Origin of the sequence: Desulfovibrio litoralis DSM 11393 (assembly GCF_900143255.1) — a bacterium.
Taxonomy (GTDB): domain Bacteria; phylum Desulfobacterota; class Desulfovibrionia; order Desulfovibrionales; family Desulfovibrionaceae; genus Frigididesulfovibrio_A; species Frigididesulfovibrio_A litoralis.
Window position 1 is genome coordinate 471,631 of sequence record NZ_FRDI01000002.1, and the last position, 24,552, is coordinate 496,182.

The 24,552-nt window shown below is 35.1% G+C and carries 26 protein-coding genes and 1 tRNA gene; 20 read left to right on the forward strand and 7 right to left on the reverse strand.

Translation table 11 applies throughout. The features are described 5' to 3' along the window. The first annotated feature begins 40 nt into the window (after positions 1-40). The 11 genes from lon to BT999_RS02010 all read left to right on the forward strand — a co-directional run bounded on the left by lon (position 41) and on the right by BT999_RS02010 (position 12,781). On the forward strand, positions 41-2,497 hold the full coding sequence (lon, locus tag BT999_RS01960; protein ID WP_072695936.1) for an endopeptidase La: 2,457 nt from the start codon (positions 41-43) through the stop codon (positions 2,495-2,497). A 177-nt stretch (positions 2,498-2,674) separates the two neighbouring features. Further along, the gene (rsmA, locus tag BT999_RS01965) at positions 2,675-3,499 is read left to right on the forward strand and encodes a 16S rRNA (adenine(1518)-N(6)/adenine(1519)-N(6))-dimethyltransferase RsmA (protein ID WP_072695938.1); all 825 of its coding nucleotides are present in this window, start codon (positions 2,675-2,677) and stop codon (positions 3,497-3,499) included. Positions 3,500-3,693: 194 nt separating this feature from the next. Beyond that, on the forward strand, positions 3,694-3,966 hold the full coding sequence (locus tag BT999_RS01970; protein WP_072695940.1) for an HU family DNA-binding protein: 273 nt from the start codon (positions 3,694-3,696) through the stop codon (positions 3,964-3,966). 18 nt (positions 3,967-3,984) lie between these two features. Continuing rightward, positions 3,985-4,221 carry a hypothetical protein gene (locus tag BT999_RS01975; RefSeq protein WP_072695942.1) on the forward strand — a complete coding sequence of 79 codons (237 nt, stop codon included), beginning with the start codon at positions 3,985-3,987 and terminating at the stop codon, positions 4,219-4,221. Between the two features lie 64 nt (positions 4,222-4,285). Continuing rightward, positions 4,286-4,489 carry a 30S ribosomal protein S21 gene (gene rpsU, locus BT999_RS01980; RefSeq protein ID WP_072695944.1) on the forward strand — a complete coding sequence of 68 codons (204 nt, stop codon included), beginning with the start codon at positions 4,286-4,288 and terminating at the stop codon, positions 4,487-4,489. Positions 4,490-4,646: 157 nt separating this feature from the next. Continuing rightward, positions 4,647-5,090 carry a GatB/YqeY domain-containing protein gene (locus tag BT999_RS01985; RefSeq protein ID WP_072695946.1) on the forward strand — a complete coding sequence of 148 codons (444 nt, stop codon included), beginning with the start codon at positions 4,647-4,649 and terminating at the stop codon, positions 5,088-5,090. Positions 5,091-5,150: 60 nt separating this feature from the next. Continuing rightward, positions 5,151-7,559, forward strand: coding sequence for an endonuclease MutS2 (locus tag BT999_RS01990; protein WP_072695948.1), 2,409 nt, complete (start codon positions 5,151-5,153; stop codon positions 7,557-7,559). 124 nt (positions 7,560-7,683) lie between these two features. After that, positions 7,684-9,612 (forward strand): DNA primase, encoded by a 1,929-nt coding sequence (gene dnaG / locus BT999_RS01995; protein ID WP_072695951.1) that lies wholly within the window; start codon positions 7,684-7,686, stop codon positions 9,610-9,612. Then, positions 9,609-11,378: an RNA polymerase sigma factor RpoD gene (gene rpoD, locus BT999_RS02000; RefSeq protein ID WP_072695953.1), complete on the forward strand. Its 1,770-nt coding sequence runs from the start codon at positions 9,609-9,611 to the stop codon at positions 11,376-11,378. Before dnaG ends, rpoD begins: the two co-directional genes overlap by 4 nt. 103 nt (positions 11,379-11,481) lie before the next feature. Then, entirely contained in the window at positions 11,482-12,522 is a 1,041-nt protein-coding gene (locus tag BT999_RS02005) for a threonine aldolase family protein (protein ID WP_072695955.1), read from the forward strand. A gap of 166 nt (positions 12,523-12,688) precedes the next feature. After that, positions 12,689-12,781 (forward strand) — tRNA-Ser (locus BT999_RS02010). A gap of 172 nt (positions 12,782-12,953) precedes the next feature. On the opposite strand, the gene BT999_RS02015 is transcribed toward BT999_RS02010, so the two are convergent. From BT999_RS02015 to BT999_RS02040, 6 genes are all read right to left on the reverse strand, one after another. Next, a complete protein-coding gene (locus BT999_RS02015) occupies positions 12,954-13,205 on the reverse strand; it encodes a type II toxin-antitoxin system RnlA family toxin (protein WP_072695957.1) in 252 nt (83 codons plus the stop codon). Between the two features lie 19 nt (positions 13,206-13,224). Further along, a complete protein-coding gene (locus tag BT999_RS02020) occupies positions 13,225-14,148 on the reverse strand; it encodes a tyrosine-type recombinase/integrase (RefSeq protein ID WP_178139295.1) in 924 nt (307 codons plus the stop codon). Beyond that, the gene (locus BT999_RS12470) at positions 14,078-14,464 is read right to left on the reverse strand and encodes a hypothetical protein (protein ID WP_072695962.1); all 387 of its coding nucleotides are present in this window, start codon (positions 14,462-14,464) and stop codon (positions 14,078-14,080) included. The genes BT999_RS02020 and BT999_RS12470 overlap by 71 nt, the downstream gene beginning before the upstream one ends. Further along, positions 14,461-15,279, reverse strand: coding sequence for a rolling circle replication-associated protein (locus BT999_RS02030; protein WP_072695964.1), 819 nt, complete (start codon positions 15,277-15,279; stop codon positions 14,461-14,463). The genes BT999_RS12470 and BT999_RS02030 overlap by 4 nt, the downstream gene beginning before the upstream one ends. A gap of 442 nt (positions 15,280-15,721) precedes the next feature. Continuing rightward, positions 15,722-16,510 carry a hypothetical protein gene (locus tag BT999_RS02035; RefSeq protein ID WP_072695966.1) on the reverse strand — a complete coding sequence of 263 codons (789 nt, stop codon included), beginning with the start codon at positions 16,508-16,510 and terminating at the stop codon, positions 15,722-15,724. 1 nt (position 16,511) lies between these two features. Continuing rightward, positions 16,512-16,838 (reverse strand): DUF2958 domain-containing protein, encoded by a 327-nt coding sequence (locus tag BT999_RS02040; protein WP_072695968.1) that lies wholly within the window; start codon positions 16,836-16,838, stop codon positions 16,512-16,514. A 307-nt stretch (positions 16,839-17,145) separates the two neighbouring features. On the opposite strand from BT999_RS02040, the gene BT999_RS02045 reads away from it, so the two are divergent. Beyond that, positions 17,146-18,168 (forward strand): helix-turn-helix transcriptional regulator, encoded by a 1,023-nt coding sequence (locus BT999_RS02045; protein WP_072695969.1) that lies wholly within the window; start codon positions 17,146-17,148, stop codon positions 18,166-18,168. Between the two features lie 33 nt (positions 18,169-18,201). Here the strand turns inward: BT999_RS02045 and BT999_RS02050 are convergent, their stop codons facing one another. Then, positions 18,202-18,525, reverse strand: coding sequence for a helix-turn-helix domain-containing protein (locus BT999_RS02050; RefSeq protein ID WP_072695970.1), 324 nt, complete (start codon positions 18,523-18,525; stop codon positions 18,202-18,204). A gap of 197 nt (positions 18,526-18,722) precedes the next feature. On the opposite strand from BT999_RS02050, the gene BT999_RS02055 reads away from it, so the two are divergent. The 8 genes from BT999_RS02055 (at position 18,723) to BT999_RS02090 (ending at position 24,510) form a co-directional block, all read left to right on the forward strand. Continuing rightward, positions 18,723-19,253, forward strand: a complete 531-nt coding sequence (locus tag BT999_RS02055; RefSeq protein WP_072695971.1) for a DUF2628 domain-containing protein — start codon at positions 18,723-18,725, stop codon at positions 19,251-19,253. Positions 19,254-19,377: 124 nt separating this feature from the next. After that, complete coding sequence (locus BT999_RS02060; protein WP_072695972.1) at positions 19,378-19,734, forward strand: hypothetical protein; 357 nt, start codon at positions 19,378-19,380, stop codon at positions 19,732-19,734. An 18-nt stretch (positions 19,735-19,752) separates the two neighbouring features. Then, positions 19,753-20,325 carry a hypothetical protein gene (locus BT999_RS02065; protein WP_072695973.1) on the forward strand — a complete coding sequence of 191 codons (573 nt, stop codon included), beginning with the start codon at positions 19,753-19,755 and terminating at the stop codon, positions 20,323-20,325. A gap of 28 nt (positions 20,326-20,353) precedes the next feature. Then, the gene (locus BT999_RS02070; protein ID WP_072695974.1) at positions 20,354-20,902 is read left to right on the forward strand and encodes a hypothetical protein; all 549 of its coding nucleotides are present in this window, start codon (positions 20,354-20,356) and stop codon (positions 20,900-20,902) included. A gap of 225 nt (positions 20,903-21,127) precedes the next feature. Beyond that, positions 21,128-21,412 (forward strand): type II toxin-antitoxin system Phd/YefM family antitoxin, encoded by a 285-nt coding sequence (locus BT999_RS02075; protein ID WP_072695975.1) that lies wholly within the window; start codon positions 21,128-21,130, stop codon positions 21,410-21,412. After that, a complete protein-coding gene (locus tag BT999_RS02080; protein ID WP_072695976.1) occupies positions 21,405-21,725 on the forward strand; it encodes a type II toxin-antitoxin system RelE/ParE family toxin in 321 nt (106 codons plus the stop codon). The genes BT999_RS02075 and BT999_RS02080 overlap by 8 nt, the downstream gene beginning before the upstream one ends. Positions 21,726-21,920: 195 nt before the next feature. Then, a complete protein-coding gene (locus tag BT999_RS02085; protein ID WP_072695977.1) occupies positions 21,921-23,483 on the forward strand; it encodes a type I restriction-modification system subunit M in 1,563 nt (520 codons plus the stop codon). Between the two features lies 1 nt (position 23,484). Beyond that, complete coding sequence (locus tag BT999_RS02090) at positions 23,485-24,510, forward strand: virulence RhuM family protein (RefSeq protein ID WP_072695978.1); 1,026 nt, start codon at positions 23,485-23,487, stop codon at positions 24,508-24,510. Positions 24,511-24,552: the final 42 nt, after the last annotated feature.

A 24,552-nucleotide genomic window follows, 5' to 3' on the forward strand; every position in this document is an offset into this window, starting at 1 on the left:
GGTTACAGTTTAAGTTTATATAAAATTATGAGGGTTTTTCATGAGTATTTATAGCGGTGATGCTTACACAACAGAGTTGCCAATTATGAGCTTGCGTGAAGTTGTTATGTTTCCTCGTTCCATTGTTCCGCTTTTTGTTGGTCGCGATGCTTCGGTTAAGGCAATTGAAGCGGCACAATCTTTGTATGATAAAAAGATTTTTCTTGTGGCACAAAGAAATCCTGATCAAGAAAAGCCCACTATCAAAGATTTATATGAAGTTGGAACGGTAAGCCGTATTTTACAGCTATTACGCTTGCCTGATGGTACGATAAAAGTTTTGTTTGAGGGTTTGTATAAAGCCAGACTTGTTGATTTTCAAGCTCAAGAATCAGAAACAAACACCAAAGGCATTGACCTTGTTTATGTTGATGCAATTCCTATCGAAGATGGTGAATATAACAATACAAGCGAAGCTCTCTTCCGAATGATTAAAGAAGCTTTGGAAGAATATGCCGAAATTAATAAAAAACTCTCTCAGGAAAATATTCAGGCAATTTGGAGTTCTCAATCTCCCGGAGCTTTGGCTGATGCCGTTTTACCTCATGTTAAAGTAGATTATAGACGTAAACAAGAAGCTCTTGAGATGGCTGACCCTATTGAGCGTCTTGAAAAAGTATATGAAATTCTTTTAACCGAAATTTCTATCTCTGGTTTGGAAGCACGCATTAAAAACCGTGTCAAAACTCAAATGGAGAAAAATCAAAAAGAATATTACTTAAACGAACAGATCAAAGCCATTAATAAGGAAATGGGGAGAGATGAAGACCCTCAATTTGAACTGCTTGAACTTGAACGTCAATTAAAAGAAAAAAATATGCCGGAAGAAGCAAGAGAAAAGGCTTTGCGTGAGTGTAAAAAACTACGCATGATGTCTTCGACTTCTGCTGAATATTCCGTTGTACGCAACTATATTGATTGGATTTTAGATTTGCCTTGGAATGAGCTTAAAGAAACTCAAATCGATATTGATAAGGCGAGCGAAATTTTAGAAGCCGAACATTATGGTTTGGAAAAACCCAAAGAGCGTATTCTTGAATATCTTGCCGTACAAAAGTTAGTCAACAAGCTAAAAGGCCCTATTTTATGCTTGGTTGGTCCTCCTGGTGTGGGAAAAACTTCTTTGGCAAGGTCTGTCGCAAGGGCAACAGGGCGTGAGTTTGTGCGTTTGTCTTTGGGAGGAGTGCGTGATGAAGCTGAAATACGCGGACATAGACGTACTTATGTAGGGGCGTTGCCGGGTAAAATTATTCAGTCGCTTAAACGAGTTAAACATAGCAACCCGTTGTTTTGTTTAGATGAAATAGATAAAATGAGTGCTGATTTTCGTGGAGACCCTTCCTCAGCCCTTTTAGAGGTTTTGGACCCTGAACAAAACAGTACTTTTAACGATCACTATCTTGACTTAGATTATGATTTGTCTCAGGTGTTTTTTATTACTACGGCAAATAGCCTACACTCAATTCCTCTTCCTTTACAAGACCGTATGGAAATTATACGTCTTCCCGGATATTTGGAAACAGAAAAAGCCAGAATTGCACGCAACTTTTTATTACCTAAACAAATAGAAGCTCACGGGCTTAACTCTCAAAACTTAAAAATTTCCGATAATGCTATTTTGGAAATTATCAGAACTTATACTCGAGAGGCCGGAGTCAGAAATCTTGAAAGAGAGCTGGCTACGGTTTGTCGTAAAGCGGCTATGCATATAGTTAAGGCTGATGCATCAGATAGAATGGTGAATGTAGGCTTACAAAACTTACATCTTTCTCTTGGAGTAAAAAAATATCGTTACGGAGAAAGAGAAGAAAAGGCTCAAGTCGGAGTCTGTACCGGGCTTGCTTATACGCAACTCGGTGGTGAAATTTTAATGGTTGAAACAACACTTATGCCGGGTTCCGGAAAGGTAGAAATTACGGGACAACTCGGCGGAGTTATGACAGAATCGGCAAAAGCGGCGTTTTCTTATGTGCGTTCGCGTTCTGATGTGTTAAGTTTAAAACCAGACTTTCATAAAGAGATTGATTTACATATTCACGTTCCCGAAGGGGCTACGCCAAAAGACGGTCCTTCGGCGGGAATTACTTTGGCAACTTCGATAGTTTCAGCTTTGTTAGGTATTCCCGTTAGAAACGATGTTGCCATGACAGGGGAAATAACTTTAAGAGGGCGTGTTTTACCTATTGGCGGTTTAAGGGAAAAGCTTTTAGCCGCACACAGGGGCATGTTGTCAACCGTTTTAATTCCAAAAGAAAATGAAAGAGACCTTAAAGAAGTTCCTCCTGAAATTTTAAAGGGGCTTAATATTGTTTTCGTCGACCATGCCGATGAGGTTTTAAATCTTGCGTTAAGTATTGATACTGGCGTTTCCGTGTTCTCTTCGGTTAGCGATACTTTGCCGTTTTATAGAACCCTTGCGAAGGGTTTTGTTAGAGAAGAAGATAGCCCTCATCAATAACCATTTGATTTTAATTTGTTTTTTATAAAGACCATTGTGCCCTTGCATAGTGGTCTTTTTTAGTGTTATAATAAAATTAAGACCATTGCAAAACTATGTTTTGAGTCGTTTTTCTAGTGTTTTATAGAATTTTATTTTTAGATTAATATAATATTTTTTTGAGTTTTTTACTTGATTATGCAAGATTTATTAAATTCTCCGAGGGCAAAAAAAAGCCTTGGTCAAAACTTTTTACAAGATAAAAATATTGCCACAAAAATTGTTAATGCTTTAGGTATAACGCATGATGACAACGTTTTGGAAATAGGTCCGGGTCCCGGTGCGTTGTCTAGTCTTATTTTACAACAGAATCCGTCTTTGTTCTTTATGTTGGAAAAAGATTATCATTGGGCAAGAGTGCGTTTTGATGAAGTGAAAAATAGCCTTAAAGAGAAAGAGGCTCAAAAACATCAAGTTATTTTGGGCGATGCGTTAAATTTTGATTGGGAACGCTTTGGACCAGATTGGAAGTTTATAGGAAACCTTCCTTATAATATTGCTTCGCCGATTATGTGGGATTTATTAAGTAATCATAATGGTTTTAAACGTGCTGTATTTATGATTCAAAAAGAAGTAGCAGAACGTATCATTGCGAAACCTGATACGAAAGCCTATGGTGCTTTATCAATCTGGCTACAAACTTTTACTTGTCCCAAAATACTGTTTCATGTTCCTCCTCATGTATTTTTTCCTGCACCAAAGGTTACTTCAAGCGTAATTTGTTTTGAACCTTTAAAGAATGAATTTTCGCCAGAAGATAAAAGTATTTTAAATAAACTGCTTTCTTTTTGTTTTCAAAGAAGACGAAAACAACTACAAAATATTTTTAAAGAGTTTTTTGGAGACAATGGACTGATATTTTTAGATAAATGCGATATAAAACACAGCCTGCGTCCTGAAAATTTAACTTGTAATGATTTTAAAAAACTTGTACAAATTATAAAAAATAAGAACAATGCTTGACTTTAATTAAAATATGATGTTTTTATAAAATGTATCTTTTATGGGATAACATGATTTTTTGCTTGCTTTATCGAGAAAAAATAAATATATGTTATTCGTTATGAGCGTACACAAGAAAACGGAGTAGATATTTTCGTTTGTTAAATGTCTACGTTTATGGTAAAAATATATCTTATTTTCCTAGGAGGAATTCCATGACTAAAGCTGACTTAGTAGATAAAATTGCTGCCAAATCTGAAACCACTAAAGTGAGTGCAGAACGTGCGTTAAACGCCTTTATCGAGTCTGTTCAAGAGATTCTTGTTCAAGAAGGTAAATTAACTCTTACAGGTTTTGGTACTTTTGTTGTTGAAGGCCGCAAAGAGCGTATCGGGCGTAACCCTCGTACTCGCGAACCTATTACTATTCCTGCTGTTAAAGTTGTAAAGTTTCGTCCCGGTAAGATTCTTAAAGAATCTGTAAAGTAAATTTAATGGAGGTGTGCCATGTTGCACGGAGAAACCATTCAAAGCCCATTACCCTTTGATATTCCTTGGTGGATGCCGGATCATGCAATATTCTTTGGGGTGCTTTATGCCGTATTGTTTGTAATTATGAGTGGTCTTGGCTACGTTATAATTAAATCATTGTCGCAGGCTTCCAAAGATGCAACTAAAGACGCAACCCAAGACGCACCTCATGGTGCAAAATGTTGCGACATGGAACACACAAGTTGCCATTAAAGTTTTTCTTTTTATTGTCTGATTTTTAGATAATAAAAAATGTTGAAGAGGGGAGGTGATATTTATGCCCGGTGTATACTTAAATGATGATGAATATAGTTTTGATATTGCTTTACGTCGTTTCAAAAAACAGATCGAAAAAGCAGGCATCCTCTCTGAGATGAAAAAACGTCAACATTATGAAAAACCAAGCGTAATGCGTAAAAAGAAAAAAGCTGCCGCCCGTAAGCGTTTGCTTAAAAAAATGCGTAGAAACGGCAACGCTTAGTTCTATGTATAGTTTTGTTGTTTAGATGATCTATCTCTAAATAATAATGAAATAGTTAATGCCCGGTTTGTCCGGGCATTTTACATTATATTGCCAGAAATATTTCCAGAATATATGGCTTAGAGCTTATTTTGCAACTTTATCAACAGGAGGATTTATGAGCTTAATTCAAAAAATAGAACAAGACTATATTGTGGCTTATAAAGCTAAAGATTCCGTTAGATTAACTGTTTTACGCCTGTTAAAAACAGCTATGAAAAATTTACAGGTTGAATTGATGCGCCCTATTAAAGAAGATGAAACTTTAGACCTTGTTATGAAACAAGTAAAACAACGCAGGGATTCAATTGAACAATTTATCAACGCAAAAAGAACGGATTTAGCAGAAAAAGAAGAAGCAGAGTTAAAAGTATTGCAAGATTACCTGCCTCAAGCCCTCACTCAAGATGAACTTATCAAAGTCGTTGATGCGGCTGTTTTAAAGTTAGAGGCAAAAACCCAACAAGATATGGGTAAGGTGATGCAGCTTATTTTGTCAGAATATAAAGGACGCATAGAAGGCAAGCATCTTTCTGATGCCGTTCGCAGTCGCCTTAGTTAATTTATTTTTTTGTTGTTTTTAAAGTTTAATTAAAATTATTGTTATATTTAGGTCTGTTGTATGCAAAAACGTGCTTGGGAATTGTTGGAGTTCAATAAAGTTTTAAAATGCCTTTCAAGTTATGCGGTTTCTGAATCAGGGGCAAAAAAAGCTTTAGCTTTAGAACCTTTTACCGACCTTATTCAAATCAACCGTGAAAGTAGTTTGTTTGAAGAAACAAGAACTTGGTTTGTTGAAAGTGGTTTTAAAATACAAGATTTTCCTTCGCTTGACTTTTTGTTTAAACAACTAAGTATTCCACATTTTTGTCTTGAACTTGAAACTGTTTGGGCTTTAAGGATCGTTTTAACTCAAGCCGCTAAAGCGTTGAATTTACTTAAAGACCCTAAAACAGGCGAAGTTCACCCGCTATATCCGAATCTTTGTGCTTTGGCGTTTGCATTTGAAAACCCCAAACAAACGTTACAGGCTGTTCAGCGTTGTCTTTCTGATGACGGAACTTTAAAAGATGAAGCGTCTCCTGCCCTTTCTTTAGTACGAGGTGAGCTAAGACAGCTACACCAACAATGTACTCGCAAAGTAAAAGAGTTTGCCAATACTTATAATATTGCTCAATATTTACAAGACGAGTTCATGACTTTATCTTCTGATCGTTATGTTTTACCTTTAAAAACAAACTTTAAAGGGCGAGTTCAAGGGATTATTCATGACTATTCGCAAACCGGCGAAACTTGTTATTTTGAACCTTTCTTTTTGGTGGAAATCAATAACCGTTTGCAAGAGTTAAAAAGAGAAGAGCGTAGCGAAGAACGTAAGGTTTTGTTATATATTTCCAAATTGGCACAAGAAGAAAGCTTGGGCATCTCGGCTCAATTTAATTTTTTGGTAGAGCTTGATTTTCTTCAGGCAAAATGTGTATTGGCAGCAGCCTTTGACGGACATGCCCTGACTATTGACCAAGATGCTTCAATAAACCTTATAGAAGCACGCCACCCTTTGTTGGCGTTAAGTATTGCTTCTAAAGAAGGCGTTGGAGAAACACCAAAAACGCTGTCTTTAAATCAAAAACGTAGCATTGTTCAACCTATTGATTTGACTCTTAATTCTGATCAACGAGTTTTGGTTGTGAGTGGTGGTAACGCCGGTGGTAAAACCGTTTGTTTAAAAACACTTGGCTTGATTGCTTTAATGAGCCATGCCGGTTTACCTGTTCCCGTTAAAGGTTCAAGTTCTCTACCTCTTCTTACAGCGGTACACGCTTTTATTGGTGATGAGCAGAGTTTGGAAGATAGTGTATCTACTTTTACTGCTCAAATTGAACACCTCGCAGGTATTTGGAACAAGCTTGATGCAAGTAGTTTGATTATTCTTGATGAATTTGGAGCAGGCACTGACCCTGCTCAGGGGGCCGCTCTAGCTCAGGCGGTTTTAGACGGAATTTTGGAACAAAAAAGTTATGGAATTGTCGCAACCCACTTTCCTTCTCTTAAAGCTTATGCTTTAGCTCAACAAGGGGTAAGGGCGGCTTCCGTTTTGTTTGACCCCAATACAAAACGTCCTTTGTTTCGCTTGGCTTATGATCAAGTTGGTTCAAGTCAAGCTCTTGATGTGGCAAAGGCACACGGCTTGCCTGAATCTGTCTTGAAAAAAGCTGAGCAGTATTTACTATTGAGCGGAGAAGATAGTTCGGCATTGTTAGAACGTCTTAACACTGTAGCAGTCAGCAAAGAATTGGAGATTGAGACTCTCAAAAAAGAACAGCTTAAATTGAAAGAGAGACGAGCTAAACTTGAAGATTCGTTTAAAAAAGAAAAAGAAGCTCTTTTTAATAAAATTCAAGAAGATGCACATAAAATTTTACATCAGTGGAGAGATAACAAAATATCTCACAAACAGGCATTAAAAGAATTGGCACAAGCAAGAACAACGCTTGCCAATACTGATTTAAGTTCAGCAAATTCAGCCTCTTCAAAATCTGTTGATAACAACAGACAGTTTAAGGTTGGTCAAACAGTCGTTTATTTGCCTTGGGATAAAAAAGGCGAACTATTAGAGCTTGATACACGCAAAGCGAAAGCTCGTTTAGAGATTAATGGGGTGCGTTTATGGGTTGGTTTGGATCAGGTTGCAGAGCTTGGTTCTTCTGTTTCCAATATAGGCATAGTTAATACTGCACAGCCAAAAACCCAAAGTTCAACAGGAATTTCCGTAAATACTGAAATTAATTTTGCCTTAACTCTTGACTTGAGGGGAAAACGTGCTGATGTTGCAATTAGCGAGTTAGCACAATTTATTGATTCAGCTATAGTTTCAGGTAGAAATGAACTCGAAATTATTCATGGGCGTGGAACCGGAGCGTTAAGAAAAGAGGTACATCTTTTTCTTAAAACTTTTCCTGCTGTTAAAAGTTTTAATTTGGCTAACGAAGATCAGGGTGGAGACGGAAAAACAATAGTTGTTTTACGTTAGATTTTATTGGGGCAAATTGTTTAATAAATATTAAGTCTTAGCTTGATGTTTATTGACATTTTTTATTTTTTACCAATGTTGTTTTAGAATAATATAATATTTAGTTAAATAAGATTAAACTGTTATGATAAAAGACAATAAAGCTGTAATTAGAGAAATCAAAGAACGCTTAAATATAGCAGACGTCATTAGACGCTATGTTGACTTGCGTTCCGCAGGGTCTCGTCTTATGGGCTGTTGTCCTTTTCATCAGGAAAAAACCGCTTCTTTTTCGGTGAACGCCGAAGAAGGTTTTTTTTATTGTTTTGGGTGTCAGGCTTCCGGAGATATTTTTGAATTTTATTCCCGTATTAATGGCTTGGATTTTAAAGAAAGTTTGGAACAATTAGCCGAAGAATGTGGCATTAGCCTTCAAACTTTTACTCCAAACCAAAATACGTCGTCTCAAAACCAGTCTTTGAGCCAAAAAAAACAAGCTCTTGATATGTATGAACTGGCAAAGTTACATTTTGTCAAAAATCTAAATTTTAACGACAACGAAGCCAAAATAGTTCAAAAATATTTGGAAAGCCGAGGCTTAAATAGCGAAATAATTCAAGCTTTTGAACTTGGTTGGAGTAAAAATAGTTGGAATTCTTTGAGCGATACTTTGAAAAAAGGTGGCTTTAATTTAAACGAAGCGATGAATTTAGGGCTTTTGGGCAAAAATGAGCGTGGTGGTTATTATGATCGCTTTCGTGAACGTTTAATGTTTCCTATTCGCAATTTAAGCGGAAAAGTAATTGCATTTGGCGGAAGAATTATTGAAACAAAAGAAGGACAAGCAAAATATATAAACAGTAGTGATTCTTTGATTTATAAAAAAGGTGAACACCTTTACGGTCTTTTTGAAGCACGCAAAGCCATAGCTCAAGAAAAATCAATAGTCTTAACCGAAGGCTATATGGACGTAATCAGCTTGCATCAATTTGGCATAAAAAATTCTTGTGCTGTTTTGGGAACTGCTTTAACCCCAGAACAAGTCAAACGTCTCGGACAGTTGAGTTCTAAAATTACGCTTATTTTTGACGGTGATACCGCAGGAAGAAAGGCGGCTTTACGCAGTGCGGAAATGATTTTAGCCAAAGGTTTGAGTTGCAAGGTTGTGCTTATGCCTGAGTCTGAAGATATTGACAGCTTGTTGCATAAATATGGAAAGAAAGCTTTTGATAATTTAGAGCAAGCGGCTCCTGATGGTTTGTTTTTTTGCGTTAATACTTTAAGAAGAGATTTTGCACCAAAAGATCAAATATTTTGGGTTGATGATTTCCTTAAACAAATTTCAGATTTGGCGTTAAAGTCATATTACATCAGAGAACTTGCTTCTCAACTAGGTATTGACGCTCAAGTATTAAATAATAAATATTTAAAAGAAAGTTTGGTGGGTCAAGAAAAAAATGACTTTACCCCTCAAAAAACAAACAATTTTCAAAAACAAGCCTTGCGTTTCGGTGATAAACAATTTACGCAAAATGATAAATGGAGTGGAATTACTGGGTTAGGTTATACAAATAAAAATAATGAATTTCCTCAAAAAAAATATTATAAGAAAAATGCTAATGAGGCTATACCTTTGCCGATAAGGCGTGTATTACCCCATAACAACGTTTTTGAACAACAACTTTTAAAATTTGCAGTCAGGTATCCTAAACATATAGAAAGGTTAAAAGAACTGGGTGCGGATTTTTTTTTGAATCATCCTTTTGCCAAAGGATTATGGAATAAACTGGTACAAGTAAAACAGAAAGATAGTGAGGCTGAAGTTTTTAGTGTTTTAACCGATATGGAAAAAAACTTTTGGATTCGTTGTCGCATGGTCGATACTCTGCCTAAAGACACAGAAGAACAGGAACTAGAAGATGTGTGCACTACATTAATTAAGTCACACCGCCGTGAACACGGAAAAACCTGTCTTATGGCTTTACGTCAGAGCGGAGGCAACAGCGAGACGGATATTGACCTCTTAAAAGCCCTTCAAGAAACCTTGAAAGAGCCAAGCGAGCAAGATAAATGAGCAGTATAAAAGATATAGCACAAATAAAAGTATTAATTGCCAAAGGTAAGGTAAACGGTTTTTTAACTTTTGACGAAGTTAATAAAGCCTTACCCGCCGAAGCAACAACTCCGGAGCATGTTGAAGAGATTATCAGTCTGTTTGACCAGCTTGATATTGCTATTGTTGACTCAGAAAAAGACGGCAAGAAAATTGCTGTTGCAACGACTGAAGCCGATGATGAAGTAATAGAGGGTAGCGTTGAAGTAACCGACGAAGAAGACACACTTGATTATTCTTCTCGCAGTACTGACCCCGTGCGTATGTATTTAAGAGAGATGGGTGCCGTTCCTCTTTTAGATCGTGAAGGCGAAGTTGTTATTGCCAAAAAAATTGAAATGGGTGAACAAGACGTGCTTTATGCCCTTGTTGAAGTACCGGTTGCTGTTGAAGAATTAATTAATATTGGCGAAGACTTACGTTTAAATAGAATTAAACTTAAAGATGTTGTTAAAACCATTGAAGAAGATGACCCTAGCGAAGACGAAATGAACCAGCGTCAGAGGGTTATTTTGTTGCTTGATGAAATTAAACAAGTTTTTCGTAAAAAAAGAAAAATTTACGCAAAGTTTGAAGAATGTGCGACTTTAGAGAAAAAAGTTACTCAAAAAGTTAAGGAAATTATTGAATTTAAAGAAGAAATTGTTGCACGTTTGCGCGATATTAAACTAGAAAAAACTTTAATCGATCGCATTATTGAAACAGTAGAAGATTATGTTAGGCAAATGTATAATTGCCAGCGTGATTTATCGGCTTATGTGAGTGCTACGGGAAAAACTCAAAGTGAAGTCGTAGGCTTCTTTAAAAAACTTGAAAACAAAGAAGAAGAACCGGAAGTAGTAGCAGACGCATTAAAAGTCAGCGTTGATGAACTTTTTTCATATAAAGAAATGATTATGGGAAAGGTTGAAATCTTAAATCGCCTTCAAGATCGCTGTTGCCATAATGTTGTTGACTTAGAAGAAGTTCTTTGGCGTATTAAACGTGGAAATAGAGCGGCGAGCCGTGCTAAACAAGAGCTTATTCGTTCTAACTTGCGTTTAGTTGTTTCTATTGCTAAAAAATATACGAACCGTGGCTTACAATTTTTGGATTTAATTCAAGAAGGTAACATCGGCTTAATGAAAGCGGTTGATAAATTTGAATATCAACGTGGTTATAAATTTTCTACTTATGCAACGTGGTGGATACGTCAGGCGATTACTCGTGCTATAGCTGATCAGGCCAGAACTATTCGTATTCCTGTCCACATGATTGAAACTATTAATAAATTAATTCGTACTTCTCGTTATTTAGTGCAGGAACTTGGGCGAGATCCAACACCTGAAGAAATAGCCGAACGTATGGATTATCCTTTAGATAAAGTTAAAAAGGTCTTAAAAATTGCTAAAGAGCCAATTTCTTTAGAAACACCGATTGGTGATGAAGAAGATTCGAGTCTTGGTGATTTTATTGAAGATAAAAAAGCGGTTGCACCAGCGGAAGAAGTTGTTAATACTAAACTTTCCGAACAAATAACTTCTATTCTCGCTGATTTAACCCCAAGAGAAGAACAAGTTTTACGCAAGCGTTTTGGAATAGGCGAAAAAAGCGACCATACCCTAGAAGAAGTGGGTAAGCTTTTTAACGTTACTCGTGAGCGTATTCGTCAGATTGAAGCGAAAGCTTTGCGTAAGTTACGCCACCCAACCAGAAGCCAAAAATTGCGCTCTTATTACGATAGTTAAAGATATTGGATAAAGTGTTGCATAATAGTCATTTTTCTATTCTGCAACACTTTTGTTTTTTGAATCTTAATTTACATACTAAATTGATAACCGAGTAAATAAAATGAAGAATTTTGCGAGTGATAATACGAGCGGAGTACACCCTCAAATATTTGAAGCATTACAAAAGGCAAATATCAGCAATGTGCCTGCTTATGGCGATGATGAATATTCACAATTAGCCGCTAAGGTTATCAAACAACACTTTGGTGAGCATGTTGTTCCATATTTTGTGTTACTTGGAACAGCCGCCAATGTGTTAAGTTTAGGCTCGGTAACTCCCTCATGGGGGGCTGTAATTTGTGCGGATACGGCTCATATTAATTCTGATGAATGTGGAGCTCCTGAGGCGAAAATGGGCTGTAAACTTTTTACTGTTCCAAACGTGAACGGAAAAATTACCCCCGAAGCTTGTCTTCCGACTATACAGGCCGCTAAAGATAACGTGCATCATTCTCAGCCTAAAGTTATTTCTATTACTCAAAGCACAGAGCTTGGTACTGTTTATACGCCAAATGAAATCAAAGCCTTAGCGGACTTTGCTCATGCCAATGGGCTTTATTTGCATGTTGACGGAGCGAGATTGTCAAATGCGGCAGTAACTTTAAACTTGCCATTTAAGGCTTTTACTACTGATTTAGGCGTTGACTTATTGTCGCTTGGCGGAACAAAAAATGGCTTAATGTTTGGCGAGGCGGTGGTATTTTTAAACCCTGCTTTAGCTGAAAACTTTATTTATATGCGTAAACAATCTATGCAGTTGCTTTCAAAAATGCGTTTTGTTGCGACACAATTTATAGAATATCTTGAAGCCGACTTATGGAAAACCAACGCAACGAACGCAAATATTATGGCTAAAAGGTTAGCAGACGGGATAAAAGATGTTTCGGCAGTAAAAATTTGTTACCCTGTTCAAGCGAATGCTCTTTTTGTCAGAATAGAAACAAAATTGCTGGAGCGTTTAGCTAAAGAATATTATTTTTATGTGCTTGACCCTAATGACCATAAAGATTACCCCAAAGGCTACCAATTAGTACGCTGGATGACCTCATTTAATACAACGACAGAGCAGGTTGATGATTTTATTCAGGCGATTAGAAAATAAATATAAAATGTTATAAATAATCGTTGCCTGCTTAACTTGTCGCTTAATTGTAAGATATATATTTATTTTTATAAAAAAAGCTTGACAAAAACGCCTTATATTGATTAATAACATGGTTCTGGTGCTTTGAGATATACTTTTAAAGCTCAGATAAGATTTAAAATCCGGAGAGGTGGCCGAGCGGCCGAAGGCGCTCCCCTGCTAAGGGAGTATACGGTGTTGAGCTGTATCAAGAGTTCAAATCTCTTCCTCTCCGCCAGTTTTTAAATAAAAACGCTAAGTTACGTAATAGTAGCTTAGCGTTTTTTTGTGGTTAAAAAGTAGTTTGTAGAAATAAAAAACATACCAAAAAACATACTTTTTTTAGAATGATGTTATTGGGATAGTAATGGAGATACTTTACATATCCCCATTACTGAGTTTAGAAACATTTAGCTCAATAAGCCCTTATTGCTATATAGCAAACAGTCTTTTACAAAATTGTAGGCAGTAGTGTTTTTTGACTGTATTAGTAGAGTTCCGTTATCATAGGTGGTGATAGTGACACTACTTATCTTCTTTGTTTTTAAGCGTATAATAGTTCCTGTTTGATCTTTATTTCGTTCTTGTGTGTATTTTATATTAGAGTCGTCAAGGCTTTTCAATACTTTTTTAAATGGCATTTTTATTGGATTTTTTTTCATGAGTATTCTCTCTATGTTATTATTTATTGTTAGGGATAACCATACTATCAATAATATCTGCTAAATGACTGATATTAGATGATAGGGAACGTAGGTATAAATCAGTAGTTGTCGTTCGTTGATGTCCAAGTAGCTGTTGAATTTCTGCTATATTTACCTGTTGACTGCTCATTAATTGAGTAGCTACAAAATGTCGTAAAGCGTGAAATCCAAACTCTTTTACCTGAGCTGTTTGGCATAGTCTTTTGAGCATATACCGTACACATGGTTGAAGCTTATGATAAGGTTGTCCTGTGCGTGAGTTTATAAACACGAATTCTGCATTATCAACTTTGTTTTCTGATAACGATTCTAGAATATTACGCATTTTCCCACCCATGGGCATTAGACGAGATTGCCTATTTCCACCTTTTCTTTTACGTGTCCATAAAATGATGGTACTACGTTCAAAGTTTACATCTATCCATTTTAGATTGAACAGCTCGCCAATACGTGCTCCTGTGGATAATAGAAATAAAAGAATCTCTTTTTCCCAAGATTCTGCTATATTAAGCACTTTTCCCACGTCTTCATTGTTAGGCACATATTTTATGTAATCTTCCTCAGGGTAGGGTTGTACCAAACTCCAAGGGTTGTTTGGAATATTGCCTTTATGCCAATTCCAACAAGCTTTTAAAGTCTGCAAACGTCTATTTGCACCTTTTGCTCCATGTTGTTGATTAGTCTCAGCAATATAGGTTTTTGCTAATTGTGGTGTTATTACATCTATAAAGACATCTTGCTTCAAAAATGTGGCAAACTCTTTATAATGAGATAGTTTTTCTTGAACAGTACCGCCTTGCATTCTTGCTTCACAATCTATGAGATATTCTTTAGTTATTTGCGAATACGTCAAAACGATTGGTTTTCCCTCCTGTTCTTTTAACCGTTTTTTCTCTTCCACTTCCCATGCTATTGCTTCCCGCCTGAGGGTAAATCTTTTGTTGATCTGTTTCCCTTGATACTTGAAGTAAGCTATGTACTTTGTTCCTGTTTGAGTTTGTATTGTGCGTATTGCCATAATAATTCACCTGTTTTTGTTGTTTGCAATGTTCTAAAACGTCTTCAAGAATAAAACGTACACCACGTAAATTAGGCTTTTCCTGTGCATTTGGAGTTATTGGCACATAAGGAAATTGACGCCATATATTACGTACAGTACCGGGGCTAAGCTTTAATAAAAATGCAAGCTCTTTGTAGGTTAGGAGATCATTGCTCATACAATAATCTCCTCATAAGCCAATGCTTCATTTATGGCTTCCTGAATCATTTTACTTGTGCAATAGCAAAGACAACTAGCGTGATGAGAGAGCCTGTTTATGCTCGATTCTGCCGAACTATTATTTATAATCTGACGTTTTAAACATAACCTGAATATTTCCCACTGATTTTCATCTAAAACGAGTTCTTTTATAGGAGCTAATGGCATATCTTTTCTGTGAATAGCACCCCAAAAAGATTTACCTTGCAACTTTTTCATTAACTTTAATGTGTTATGTTCTTTTATTTTTTTAGTTACATAGGAAATATGCAAATCTTTGTATTTTTTAAAATTAATAGTCTTACGTTCTGAAGAACCTGTAATTTTTTGCCACTTTTTACGAAGTTTTCCCCAAGGAACATGTTTTTTACCCATACGTCCTATTAGATGATAGTGAACACCACTTAAATATGACCATTCCATAACAAAGATAAACCAGCATTCGGAATAACTACGTTCTAAGTATCTCCTGAATTTATTAAATAACGCTATGCATTCTTTAGTTTTCCACTTGGCTTTTACTTTTGTATCAAAAATAAGTGTTATAAAAACAGAAGGTTTTTTAGTTAAACGAGCATGTAAAGTCGCTAATGTAGCAATACTACGACGCCGTGCCTTTTTCCTTTTTACTGTCTTTGAGGATTGTTTAGAATACCTGTTTGGTGCTTTTTTACCCTTATTGGGTTTAGTGGAACACCATGATATTGATCCTCCACTAATAGTAAGTTTGTAAAAATACGATTGTTCTAATTGCTCATAAAGATAATCTTCCATGAACGTTGCTCCATAAAGTTATGCACCTCAGTTCACACATTGCTTATTTACGAAATTAAAAATAAAAAAAAGAGTGCAAAATAAATTGCACAATTTTTATTTTTAACTTGTTTTTTATGTATGATAAAAAAATCTGAGAGTGCGACTTATGGATTAAACGAAAAGAAAACACACTCTCAGAAAAAACATGAAAATTGCTCAAACTAGCTCGTAGATGCATCTAACTATAGAGTTAGACCATTCTTTTGCACTTTCTACGTAATTTTACATTTTCATATATAATTTATAATTTTTTATTTTTGTATAAATATGTAGCGTATACTTATATAGTTTAAAGTTATATTTTGTATAAAAATCCAACTATAAAAATAAAAAAATAATATAGAAACGTAATCTGAGTTTATTTTTTTAATTTTTATTTATTTATTTTAAAAAAAATATTTTAATATTTTTTCATATCCACCACACCAATATTTAAACCCATATCATTTGGTATTTCTTCTATGTTTATTAGGCTACCATTTTTGTATACTGTCCAAGGTGGTTTTATACCGTCTTTTTTCATGCCATTACGATCAATTTTTCCTTTATTCCAGACGGAAAGCACCGTTCTTCCATTTTGGGATAAAAACGCTCGTTTTAGCACCATTTCAAACCTAGTCATCTTATCGTGAATAGGATTTAAAATAATATTTATATTTGGGGGAATTGCCCTTTCCAAGCCGTAATAATCAACAATAGTTTTAGACTTTTTGTCATATTTAACTATATTTGTTTCACCGCATATTAAAACACAGCAGTTGCCAAATATGCGAAAAGGTAGTTCTTTTTCAGCGTAACGTTTAGCTTGTTCTACCTGTGCTTTTGTAGATATTTTTGCTAATTTTTGTTTAAAACGATATTCTTTCCAGCCATCATTATTATAGTAAATAATAGAATTTTCTGGTTTTCTTCTTTTGGGGAAATCTTTAAACTCTTCTAGGCAAATCATTTTTACATTAGTGAGTGATGCTAGTTCTGCTATGAGTATGTGGTTATTTTTGGGTATAATGCTATAAAGTGAAAATAAAATAGTATCACACTGTAAATTATCTAAGAAAAGCAGTGTGTCTTTTATTGTATGGCTAAAATCTCTATAGCCGTTAGGGTAACGAATGTTGTAATCACGAGCAACTAGTGCAACTTTTTTTATAGTAAAGGGAATATTCGGTACTTGTGGTCTTTGTTTCATTTTATGCCCCCAGTCTACATTTTTTTATACGTTCAATATTTGACGCCTTTGTTGGTTGCCAATACAAGTCTCGGTCTATTTCAAATCCTTTAATATTTATGCTTGCAAGCTCACTTAGGATAAAATAGCCCCATTCTGCGTTTTCAAGATCATTATTTAGTATAACAAACCCAAAGAACGCATCTTCACCATCAAATTCAGCAACATACCAGTCGCAACCACCAAAGAAGAAGTGCATATAAATGACCTTATCTTTTAATGATATATTTTCAGTAGAATAGAATGTTGGCAGTGTTGCCAGTTGCTTCGCTGTTGGGTGATTCCACATAAAAAGAACTCCTCTTTAAAAATTAAAAAAGCCCCTGTAATAGGGGCAATAAAAAGCGGTACGCATTAACCGCATATGACATTAAAACTTTTTAGCGTATTAGTATTATAACATAATAGTCGTGTAAAGTCAATGTCTTATATTGAAAGTGGTGGTTAAAAAATACTTTTAACATAGCTAAAATCGTTTCTGTTTATGAAATTATCATCTGGTATAAAGAAGTTAATGATTACATTTGACCTGGGCGTAAAAATGATTTTATGTGTTATTTAAAGTTTTTTGCTATTTTTTACAGTTGGAGAACAATATGCCTCAAAAACTTGATGATGCTAAAGCCACAGAAAAAATTTTGCTTTTATACACACAACTTTTATTTTCTGGCAAAAAATATTGGTTAGCAGAGTTGGCAAAGCAATTTAATTGTTCAAAGGCGACTATGATGCGTTTAATGTCAACTATTGAGGTTTCAGGCGTAGCAGAAATTGAGACTGGAATTGAGAACGGTCGACGCTGGTATCAACTGAAAAACCTACCCAGTAGACCGCATATAAGTTTAAGCCAAGAAGAGGTTGAAAAACTATCTTTATGTAGGGATTTGCTAGGGCGTTTATTACCAGAGGGCATTGAACAAGTAATTTCATCAGGTATTGAAAAAATCTCTGGATTAATGCCTCACAGTTCAGAACGTGCAAGTGCTACAGTCATAAGAGGGGCAAATATTGTTTGGGGGCGGATTAAATACACCGAAACACAACAAGCATATTTGGAGTTAATGCTTAAAGCTGTGTCTGAACATACTATTTTTGAAGTAGCATATAAGGAAGAAAAACATCTTTTTGACCGTCCTAACCCTATGCAATATCGCTTTGTGCCTATGCGTCTTACTAATGAAAACGGAAGTATCAATATTGAGGGTTGGCGAATTAGCGATGATGTTATTCCTAAGAAAAAATATGCTATAACCCTTGCTTTACACCGCATAATAACTTGTAAAAGCACAACAGAAAAATTTCTTAAATGTCCTGACTTGCCTGAGCATAAAGGGGCTTTTGGGCTGGTTGGTTTTAGACCATTTGAGGCACGTGTGCGTTTTTCTGAGGTTTATAGCTCTTATATCAGCGATAGAGTGTGGAGCGAAGACCAAAAGATCATTGAACTTGATGGCGGAGAAATAGAATTACAGTTTAAAGCCTCAAGTCATATTGGCTTAGTCAATTGGGTGCTTGGTTTTGGAGCAGGGGCAGAGTTGCTTGAACCAGCTTATTTACGAGAACAAATACTAGAAGAAGTTGAAGAAATGTATGGTTTTTATGCACCAGAAGAAGATTAAATGCCTAACGACAAAGTAGAGTGATAGGTGGAGTTATAAATTGGTAAGCACTTTAAGCATACGGTAAACCAGTTGAGCATCTTTGGATTTTAACTGTTTAACCATGCTGATTATTTCTTCTGTTAGCTGTTGAGGTGATTGTTCGTGGTCGTAGTCTACAATCTCTGTAATAGTTATGCCAAGTTCGGAGGCAAGGTTTGTTAAAAGTTCAATGGAGATATTCCCAACTCCACGTTCCACTTCACCCAAATATTTTGCACTCATTCCAGATCGTTCCGCCAGTTGTTCCTGAGAGAGATCACGGCTAATACGCAAGGCACGAATACGTTTGCCAAGGCGACTGCTGATAGCACTCATAAGGTTCCTCCATTCTTAAAAAAGGAATTATAGACTACTTTGTTGACAAGTGTACCGTTTATAAGTATTGAATTTTAAATTAAAATAACATATAAGTTTTATAGCTTGATGGAAGATAAAATTGCATTTGTGATGATGTGTTGATGGCATTGATTAAAGTTCTGTATTTCAAAAGACTAATAAAAAAGGAGATGAAAATGATTTGTCCATTTTGTAAAGAAGAAATAGCTGACGGTGCAATAAAATGTAAGCACTGTGCCTCAATGCTCAATACCAACGCCAATACTGCCAGTGCGTCAACTGCTAATAGTGGAAAAGATGCGTATGCAACGATTAATTCTTTGAATATTTCTAATGAATTGAAAGATAAATTACGCTTTGTGCATGACAATATAAAAGGCACAAAATTTGGTTTACCTGATTATGGCTTAAAAGGTGCTGAGTTACGTAAGACCTTTAATTGGTGGGCATTCTTTTTTATTGGTTTTTATTATTTAATTAAGGGTATGTGGAAGAAGTTATTATCAATGATATGGCTTGCTATATTAATAGGTCTTTTTATAGAAATATTAAGTGGAATATTATTATATTTATTTGGCTTTGGTATAATCGGTTTTCTTAAAGCTCTCAATATCGTGTCATGGGTTCCTTTGTCAGTAATAGCAATGCAAAGTGCGTATTATGACCTTTATCGGAAGGAAGTATTGAAAGAGGATTTTTGGTGGTAATATTATGAGTTATGCTTGCTATTTTTAACTATTGCTAAGTATGGTTTTATTGTTAAGGCGAGAACGTTGCAATTATACGCTAAAAATTAAAATATTCGGATAGTGATAATCTAGGATTAAAAATATGAAATGCCCATTTTGTAAAGAAGAAATAGCTGACGGTGCAATAAAGTGTAAACACTGTGGGTCAATGTTATATCAAACAGAACCACAACCAATGACTCAACAAGTATTAGTGCAACAAGCACCTATATGGAGTTCTATAACCTCTATGGTTTTAGGTATTCTTGCTCTAATGACTTTTTTGACGGAAGAATGGTTTACTGTAGATGAGGCAATAGGGTTAGCTATTATATCAGGTCTTGCAATCATTTTTTCTGCTGTTGCTTTGTCTCAAAAACAACGGGGTAGAGGAATGGCTATTGCTGGTTTAGTAACAGGTATTTTAGGTGCTTTATGTGCTTTAGGGATAGAATTTTAATAACGATAGGTGGAAAATATGAATAAAATATTTGGTAAGAGACAAGGTTTATTTTGTTTAGTATTACTTAATCTGCTGTTTATTATAAACTTGGCAGGCTGTTCAGATAGCAATATTGAAGTTGTAAAAACTGGTAGCATGAATTTTGATACTAGTACCACTGTTGGAAATGTGCTTGATAATTATCCATATTTTGCAACAACAACATGGAAATCCTTTGAAGATGCACAAAAAAGGCAAATTGTTGAGTTTAATGGTACATTAAATCATATAGAGATGCTTCAAAACTTTATAAAAGATTTGAGTCAGGATAAAAATGGAGAGACAGGTCTTGCTCTCATGCTCATGGGCGTGCCCTCAACACAACACCTTGTGAAAGCTATGGAAAATCCTAATAATCTGTTGCATTCAGGCAAGTGGACAGTAATGATACAATTTACAATATTGCCTGATAATAGATTTAATATCAGTTATGTTGGGTTTGAAGATGCCGATGGGCAACATGAAAAATCTAATATAGACTTGGTAAAGAGTATTTATAGAGGTGAATGTCTTTTCAGTAAATCTTTATTACAAGCTTTAATAAAATAATTTTGCCAATACATGAGGAAGTGTAGCTATGGAGACAATTTATATTAATTGGCATGGTCCTTTTACTAGAGATGATATTAACTGTGAAAATCATTGTAAAGATGATGATTGTTTATGTTTGTCTGGTAATGGATTGTATGCTCTTTTTGGAATGCAAAAATATGAACGCAAGGCAAAGTTGCAGTATATTGGGCTTACACAGCGTAGATATATTGATAGATTTAATGAAAAACAAGACACGGAGAATCAACATAGAATTAATGATATTTCTCGAAATCTCATGATCTGGTTGGGCAAAGTTGAAACACCTAAACGTACTGTAAAAAGAGAAATCCTTGAGGCAGCAGAATATGCATTAATATACTTTTCTGAGCCTCAAATGAATGAAAAAAAGACTATTTATGCTCCTAAGTTTGATTGTACCGTAATATCTAGGTTTTTTCATAAAAATAGTGATAAGCTCAGAAAAAGAATTCCAAAACTTTTAAATGATATACCAGATGTTATTTCTTGGAACGCTTCTCCTAGAAACGAGTTACATTATTGTACTCGCTTAAAATTAATTCAACAAGATTAGCGTATTCTTTGTTTGTTTAATCAATATTCCTCAAAGTCCTTATCTTTAAAGATTAAGGGCTTTTTTTGTGTGAGATTGACACTTGACGAAATTAAGTCTATATTTGGTTTGATTGTGGTTTCCGACAGCTTATCGTTAACTTGTTCTTATGTTTTTCGATTTTGATTTTAGGCTCAATTATATTTTAGTATATTTTTTATTCAGTTCATTTTTTAGGAGGGCGTTATGCGTTTAAGCCAAGATATTAAGCCAATAAGTTATGTTAAAGCCAATAGTGCAAAGGTGCTTGATCAGGTTAATCAAGGTAGCCCCATGATTATTACTCAAAATGGAGAAGCTCAAGCTGTACTTATGGGGATAAAAACTTATGAACGCCTCACAGAAGGGATTGCTTTATTAAAAATTCTTTCGATTAGCGAAAAAAGCATAGAAGCAGGCGAGGGGCTACCTGCAACAGAAGCCTTTGCACATATTCGCAGTAGCATAAAAGAGGCTAAAAACAATGGCTAAGGTTGTTTTGTCTCCTGAGGCGATTGAAGATATTTTAAGCATACATCAATACATATTAGAACGTGATGGTTTTGCACAGGCAGAAGCAATTTTGCAAAGGCTGGAAAATAAAGTTTATAGCTTGGAAAAGCTTTCTTTGCGTGGCAAATTTCCTGATGAATTGTTAGATTTCGGTAATTCTAAAATACGAGAAATTCAAGAAGCCCCTTGGCGAATTTTTTATTACCCTGAAAAAGACACAATATTTGTACTTGCGGTTCTTGACGGTAGAAGATCAATGGCAGACCTGTTGCTAGAGCGGTTAATGGAGTAAGAGAGTAGGCTGACATGGTTATTGTAAATTTAATGATATTAAATTAGTAGGTTTAGCGTTTTATGATCTAAACATCTGTATTGTAATTTTACTGTTAATATGCAAAAAGAAATAGATAAAAACCAGTGTTAGCATATCATAAATTTATACAAATTTATTGTAAGTACACATTATAAATTTTTTAAGGATAGATAAATGGCTGACAATAAAAAAGAACAAGAACGTACTGAGCTTCATAGGGCAATTTGGAATATAGCCAATGAGTTACGTGGTAGTGTTGATGGTTGGGATTTTAAACAGTATATTTTAGGTATGCTCTTTTACAGATATATTTCTGAAAATTTGGCTAATTATATCAACCAAGCAGAATGGGAAACTGGAAATAAAGCTTTTGATTATGCGACTATTTCAGATAATGATGCGGAACAAGCCAGAGAAGACCTTGTAAAAACAAAGGGATTTTTTATTCTTCCGAGTGAACTTTTTCAAAATATAAAAAATACAGCCCAAACAGATGAAAATTTAAACGAAACCTTAGAAAAAATATTTAAAAATATTGAAGCTTCGGCTTTAGGAACGCTCAGCGAAGCCAATTTTAAAGGTCTTTTTGATGATATTGATATTAATAGCAATAAATTAGGAGCTACTGTTGCAAGACGAAACGAAAGGTTGGTAACGCTGATTAACGGTATTGCAGACATGAAACTTGGCGATTATAAAGATAATACCATTGATGCTTTTGGTGATGCTTATGAATTTTTAATGAGTATGTATGCGTCGAGTGCAGGAAAAAGTGGGGGCGAATTTTTTACACCGCAAGAAGTATCAGAGCTTTTAACTCGTTTAACTCTTGTTGGAAAAACAGAGGTTAATAAAGTTTATGATCCCGCTTGTGGTAGTGGTTCGTTGTTGCTTAAGTTTGCAAAAATTCTTGGAAAAGAGAACGTGAGAAACGGATTTTTTGGACAAGAAATTAATATAACCACTTATAACCTTTGTCGTATCAATATGTTTTTACATGATATTGATTATGATAAGTTTGATATTGGTCATGCCAATACTTTAATTGACCCTATGCATGGAGATATTGAGCCTTTTGAGGCTATTGTTTCCAACCCTCCTTATTCTATCAAGTGGGCTGGAGATTCTAACCCTTTGTTAATTAATGACCCTCGTTTTTCGCCGGCCGGAATATTAGCTCCAAAATCTAAAGCCGATCTTGCTTTTGTTATGCATAGTCTTTCTTGGCTTGCAACAAGTGGAACAGCCTCTATTGTTTGTTTTCCTGGTGTAATGTATCGTAGCGGAGCAGAGCAAAAAATCAGGAAATATTTAATAGATAATAACTATATTGATTGTATTATTCAGCTTCCTGACAATCTGTTTTTTGGAACAAGTATAGCTACTTGTATTATGGTTTTAAAAAAGAACAAGAGAGAAAATAAAACCTTATTTATTGACGCTTCAAAAGAATGTAAAAAAGTAACCAATAATAATAAATTAGAAGACAGCAATATTGAAAAAATTGTTTCTGTTTTTAGTTCAAGAGAATCTATTGCTCATTTTAGTTATTTAGCGACAAAAAAAGAAATAGAAAAACAAGACTATAATCTTTCTGTCTCCAGTTATGTAGAACAAAAAGATACCAGAGAAAAAATAGATATTGTTGCTCTTAACGCTGAAATCAGTCAAATCGTTGCTCGCCAACAGCTTTTGCGTAGTGAGATTGACAAAATTGTGGCTGAAATTGAGGTATAAAATGAGCATAGAGCTTGATTTTTTAATATATAACGCACCTAATGAAGATGTAAAAGTTAACGTTATTGTAAAAGACGAGACTGTTTGGGTTACACAAAAAGCTATGGCGGAGTTGTTTGGTATAGACCGCTCTGTTGTAACAAAACACCTAAAAAATATTTTTATTACAGAAGAGTTAAATAAAGAAACAGTATGTGCATTTTTTGCACATACTGCTACAGACGGTAAAACCTACAATACACAATATTATAATCTTGATGCGATTATTTCTGTTGGTTATCGTGTTAATTCTGCTAAAGCGACTAGCTTTCGTATTTGGGCAACAAAAATATTAAAGGAATATATTCAAAAGGGCTTTGTTATGGACGATGAACGTCTAAAGCAGGGTTCTGAGGTTTTTGGTAAAGATTATTTTAAAGAGCTTTTAGAACGTGTTCGTTCTATTCGGGCTAGTGAACGCCGAATTTGGCAACAAATAACTGATATTTTTGCTGAATGTAGCATTGACTATAGTAACAACTCTGATTTTACAAAGAATTTTTATGCTATGGTACAAAATAAATTCCACTACGCTATTACAGGAAAAACAGCAGCGGAGATTATATACAGTAAGGCGGATAAAACCCAAAACAATATGGGGCTTACAACGTGGAAAAATTCACCAGATGGACGTATTTTAAAGAGTGATGCAAAAACTGCTAAAAATTACCTTTCAGAAAAAGAAATTAAACAGTTAGAACGTTTGGTTTCGGGTTATTTTGATTATATAGAAGATTTAATTGAACGGGAAAACACCTTTACGATGGAAGAGTTTTCAGCCAGCATCAATGAGTTTTTAGAGTTTCGCCGTTATGACATATTAAAAGATAAGGGTAAAATATCTATGGAAAAAGCACAAATAAAAGCTATTTCTGAATATGACGCATTTAATAAAACCCAAAAAATAGTTTCAGACTTTGACCGTAGCCTAAAAAAACTTACAGCAAAACACCTTGGCTCTAAAAAAGTTGGTAAAAAAGATGAGTAAATTAGAAGAGCTGATAGCGGAGCTTTGTCCTGACGGAGTGGA

Bases quoted from the DNA above. Each gene is read 5' to 3' on its own strand.
- lon (WP_072695936.1), top strand. From the start codon at position 41: ATGAGTATTTATAGCGGTGATGCTTACACAACAGAGTTGCCAATTATG.
- rsmA (WP_072695938.1), top strand. From the start codon at position 2,675: ATGCAAGATTTATTAAATTCTCCGAGGGCAAAAAAAAGCCTTGGTCAA.
- BT999_RS01970 (WP_072695940.1), top strand. From the start codon at position 3,694: ATGACTAAAGCTGACTTAGTAGATAAAATTGCTGCCAAATCTGAAACC.
- BT999_RS01975 (WP_072695942.1), top strand. From the start codon at position 3,985: ATGTTGCACGGAGAAACCATTCAAAGCCCATTACCCTTTGATATTCCT.
- rpsU (WP_072695944.1), top strand. From the start codon at position 4,286: ATGCCCGGTGTATACTTAAATGATGATGAATATAGTTTTGATATTGCT.
- BT999_RS01985 (WP_072695946.1), top strand. From the start codon at position 4,647: ATGAGCTTAATTCAAAAAATAGAACAAGACTATATTGTGGCTTATAAA.
- BT999_RS01990 (WP_072695948.1), top strand. From the start codon at position 5,151: ATGCAAAAACGTGCTTGGGAATTGTTGGAGTTCAATAAAGTTTTAAAA.
- dnaG (WP_072695951.1), top strand. From the start codon at position 7,684: ATGATAAAAGACAATAAAGCTGTAATTAGAGAAATCAAAGAACGCTTA.
- rpoD (WP_072695953.1), top strand. From the start codon at position 9,609: ATGAGCAGTATAAAAGATATAGCACAAATAAAAGTATTAATTGCCAAA.
- BT999_RS02005 (WP_072695955.1), top strand. From the start codon at position 11,482: ATGAAGAATTTTGCGAGTGATAATACGAGCGGAGTACACCCTCAAATA.
- BT999_RS02015 (WP_072695957.1), bottom strand. From the start codon at position 13,205: ATGAAAAAAAATCCAATAAAAATGCCATTTAAAAAAGTATTGAAAAGC.
- BT999_RS12470 (WP_072695962.1), bottom strand. From the start codon at position 14,464: ATGAGCAATGATCTCCTAACCTACAAAGAGCTTGCATTTTTATTAAAG.
- BT999_RS02030 (WP_072695964.1), bottom strand. From the start codon at position 15,279: ATGGAAGATTATCTTTATGAGCAATTAGAACAATCGTATTTTTACAAA.
- BT999_RS02035 (WP_072695966.1), bottom strand. From the start codon at position 16,510: ATGAAACAAAGACCACAAGTACCGAATATTCCCTTTACTATAAAAAAA.
- BT999_RS02040 (WP_072695968.1), bottom strand. From the start codon at position 16,838: ATGTGGAATCACCCAACAGCGAAGCAACTGGCAACACTGCCAACATTC.
- BT999_RS02045 (WP_072695969.1), top strand. From the start codon at position 17,146: ATGCCTCAAAAACTTGATGATGCTAAAGCCACAGAAAAAATTTTGCTT.
- BT999_RS02050 (WP_072695970.1), bottom strand. From the start codon at position 18,525: ATGAGTGCTATCAGCAGTCGCCTTGGCAAACGTATTCGTGCCTTGCGT.
- BT999_RS02055 (WP_072695971.1), top strand. From the start codon at position 18,723: ATGATTTGTCCATTTTGTAAAGAAGAAATAGCTGACGGTGCAATAAAA.
- BT999_RS02060 (WP_072695972.1), top strand. From the start codon at position 19,378: ATGAAATGCCCATTTTGTAAAGAAGAAATAGCTGACGGTGCAATAAAG.
- BT999_RS02065 (WP_072695973.1), top strand. From the start codon at position 19,753: ATGAATAAAATATTTGGTAAGAGACAAGGTTTATTTTGTTTAGTATTA.
- BT999_RS02070 (WP_072695974.1), top strand. From the start codon at position 20,354: ATGGAGACAATTTATATTAATTGGCATGGTCCTTTTACTAGAGATGAT.
- BT999_RS02075 (WP_072695975.1), top strand. From the start codon at position 21,128: ATGCGTTTAAGCCAAGATATTAAGCCAATAAGTTATGTTAAAGCCAAT.
- BT999_RS02080 (WP_072695976.1), top strand. From the start codon at position 21,405: ATGGCTAAGGTTGTTTTGTCTCCTGAGGCGATTGAAGATATTTTAAGC.
- BT999_RS02085 (WP_072695977.1), top strand. From the start codon at position 21,921: ATGGCTGACAATAAAAAAGAACAAGAACGTACTGAGCTTCATAGGGCA.
- BT999_RS02090 (WP_072695978.1), top strand. From the start codon at position 23,485: ATGAGCATAGAGCTTGATTTTTTAATATATAACGCACCTAATGAAGAT.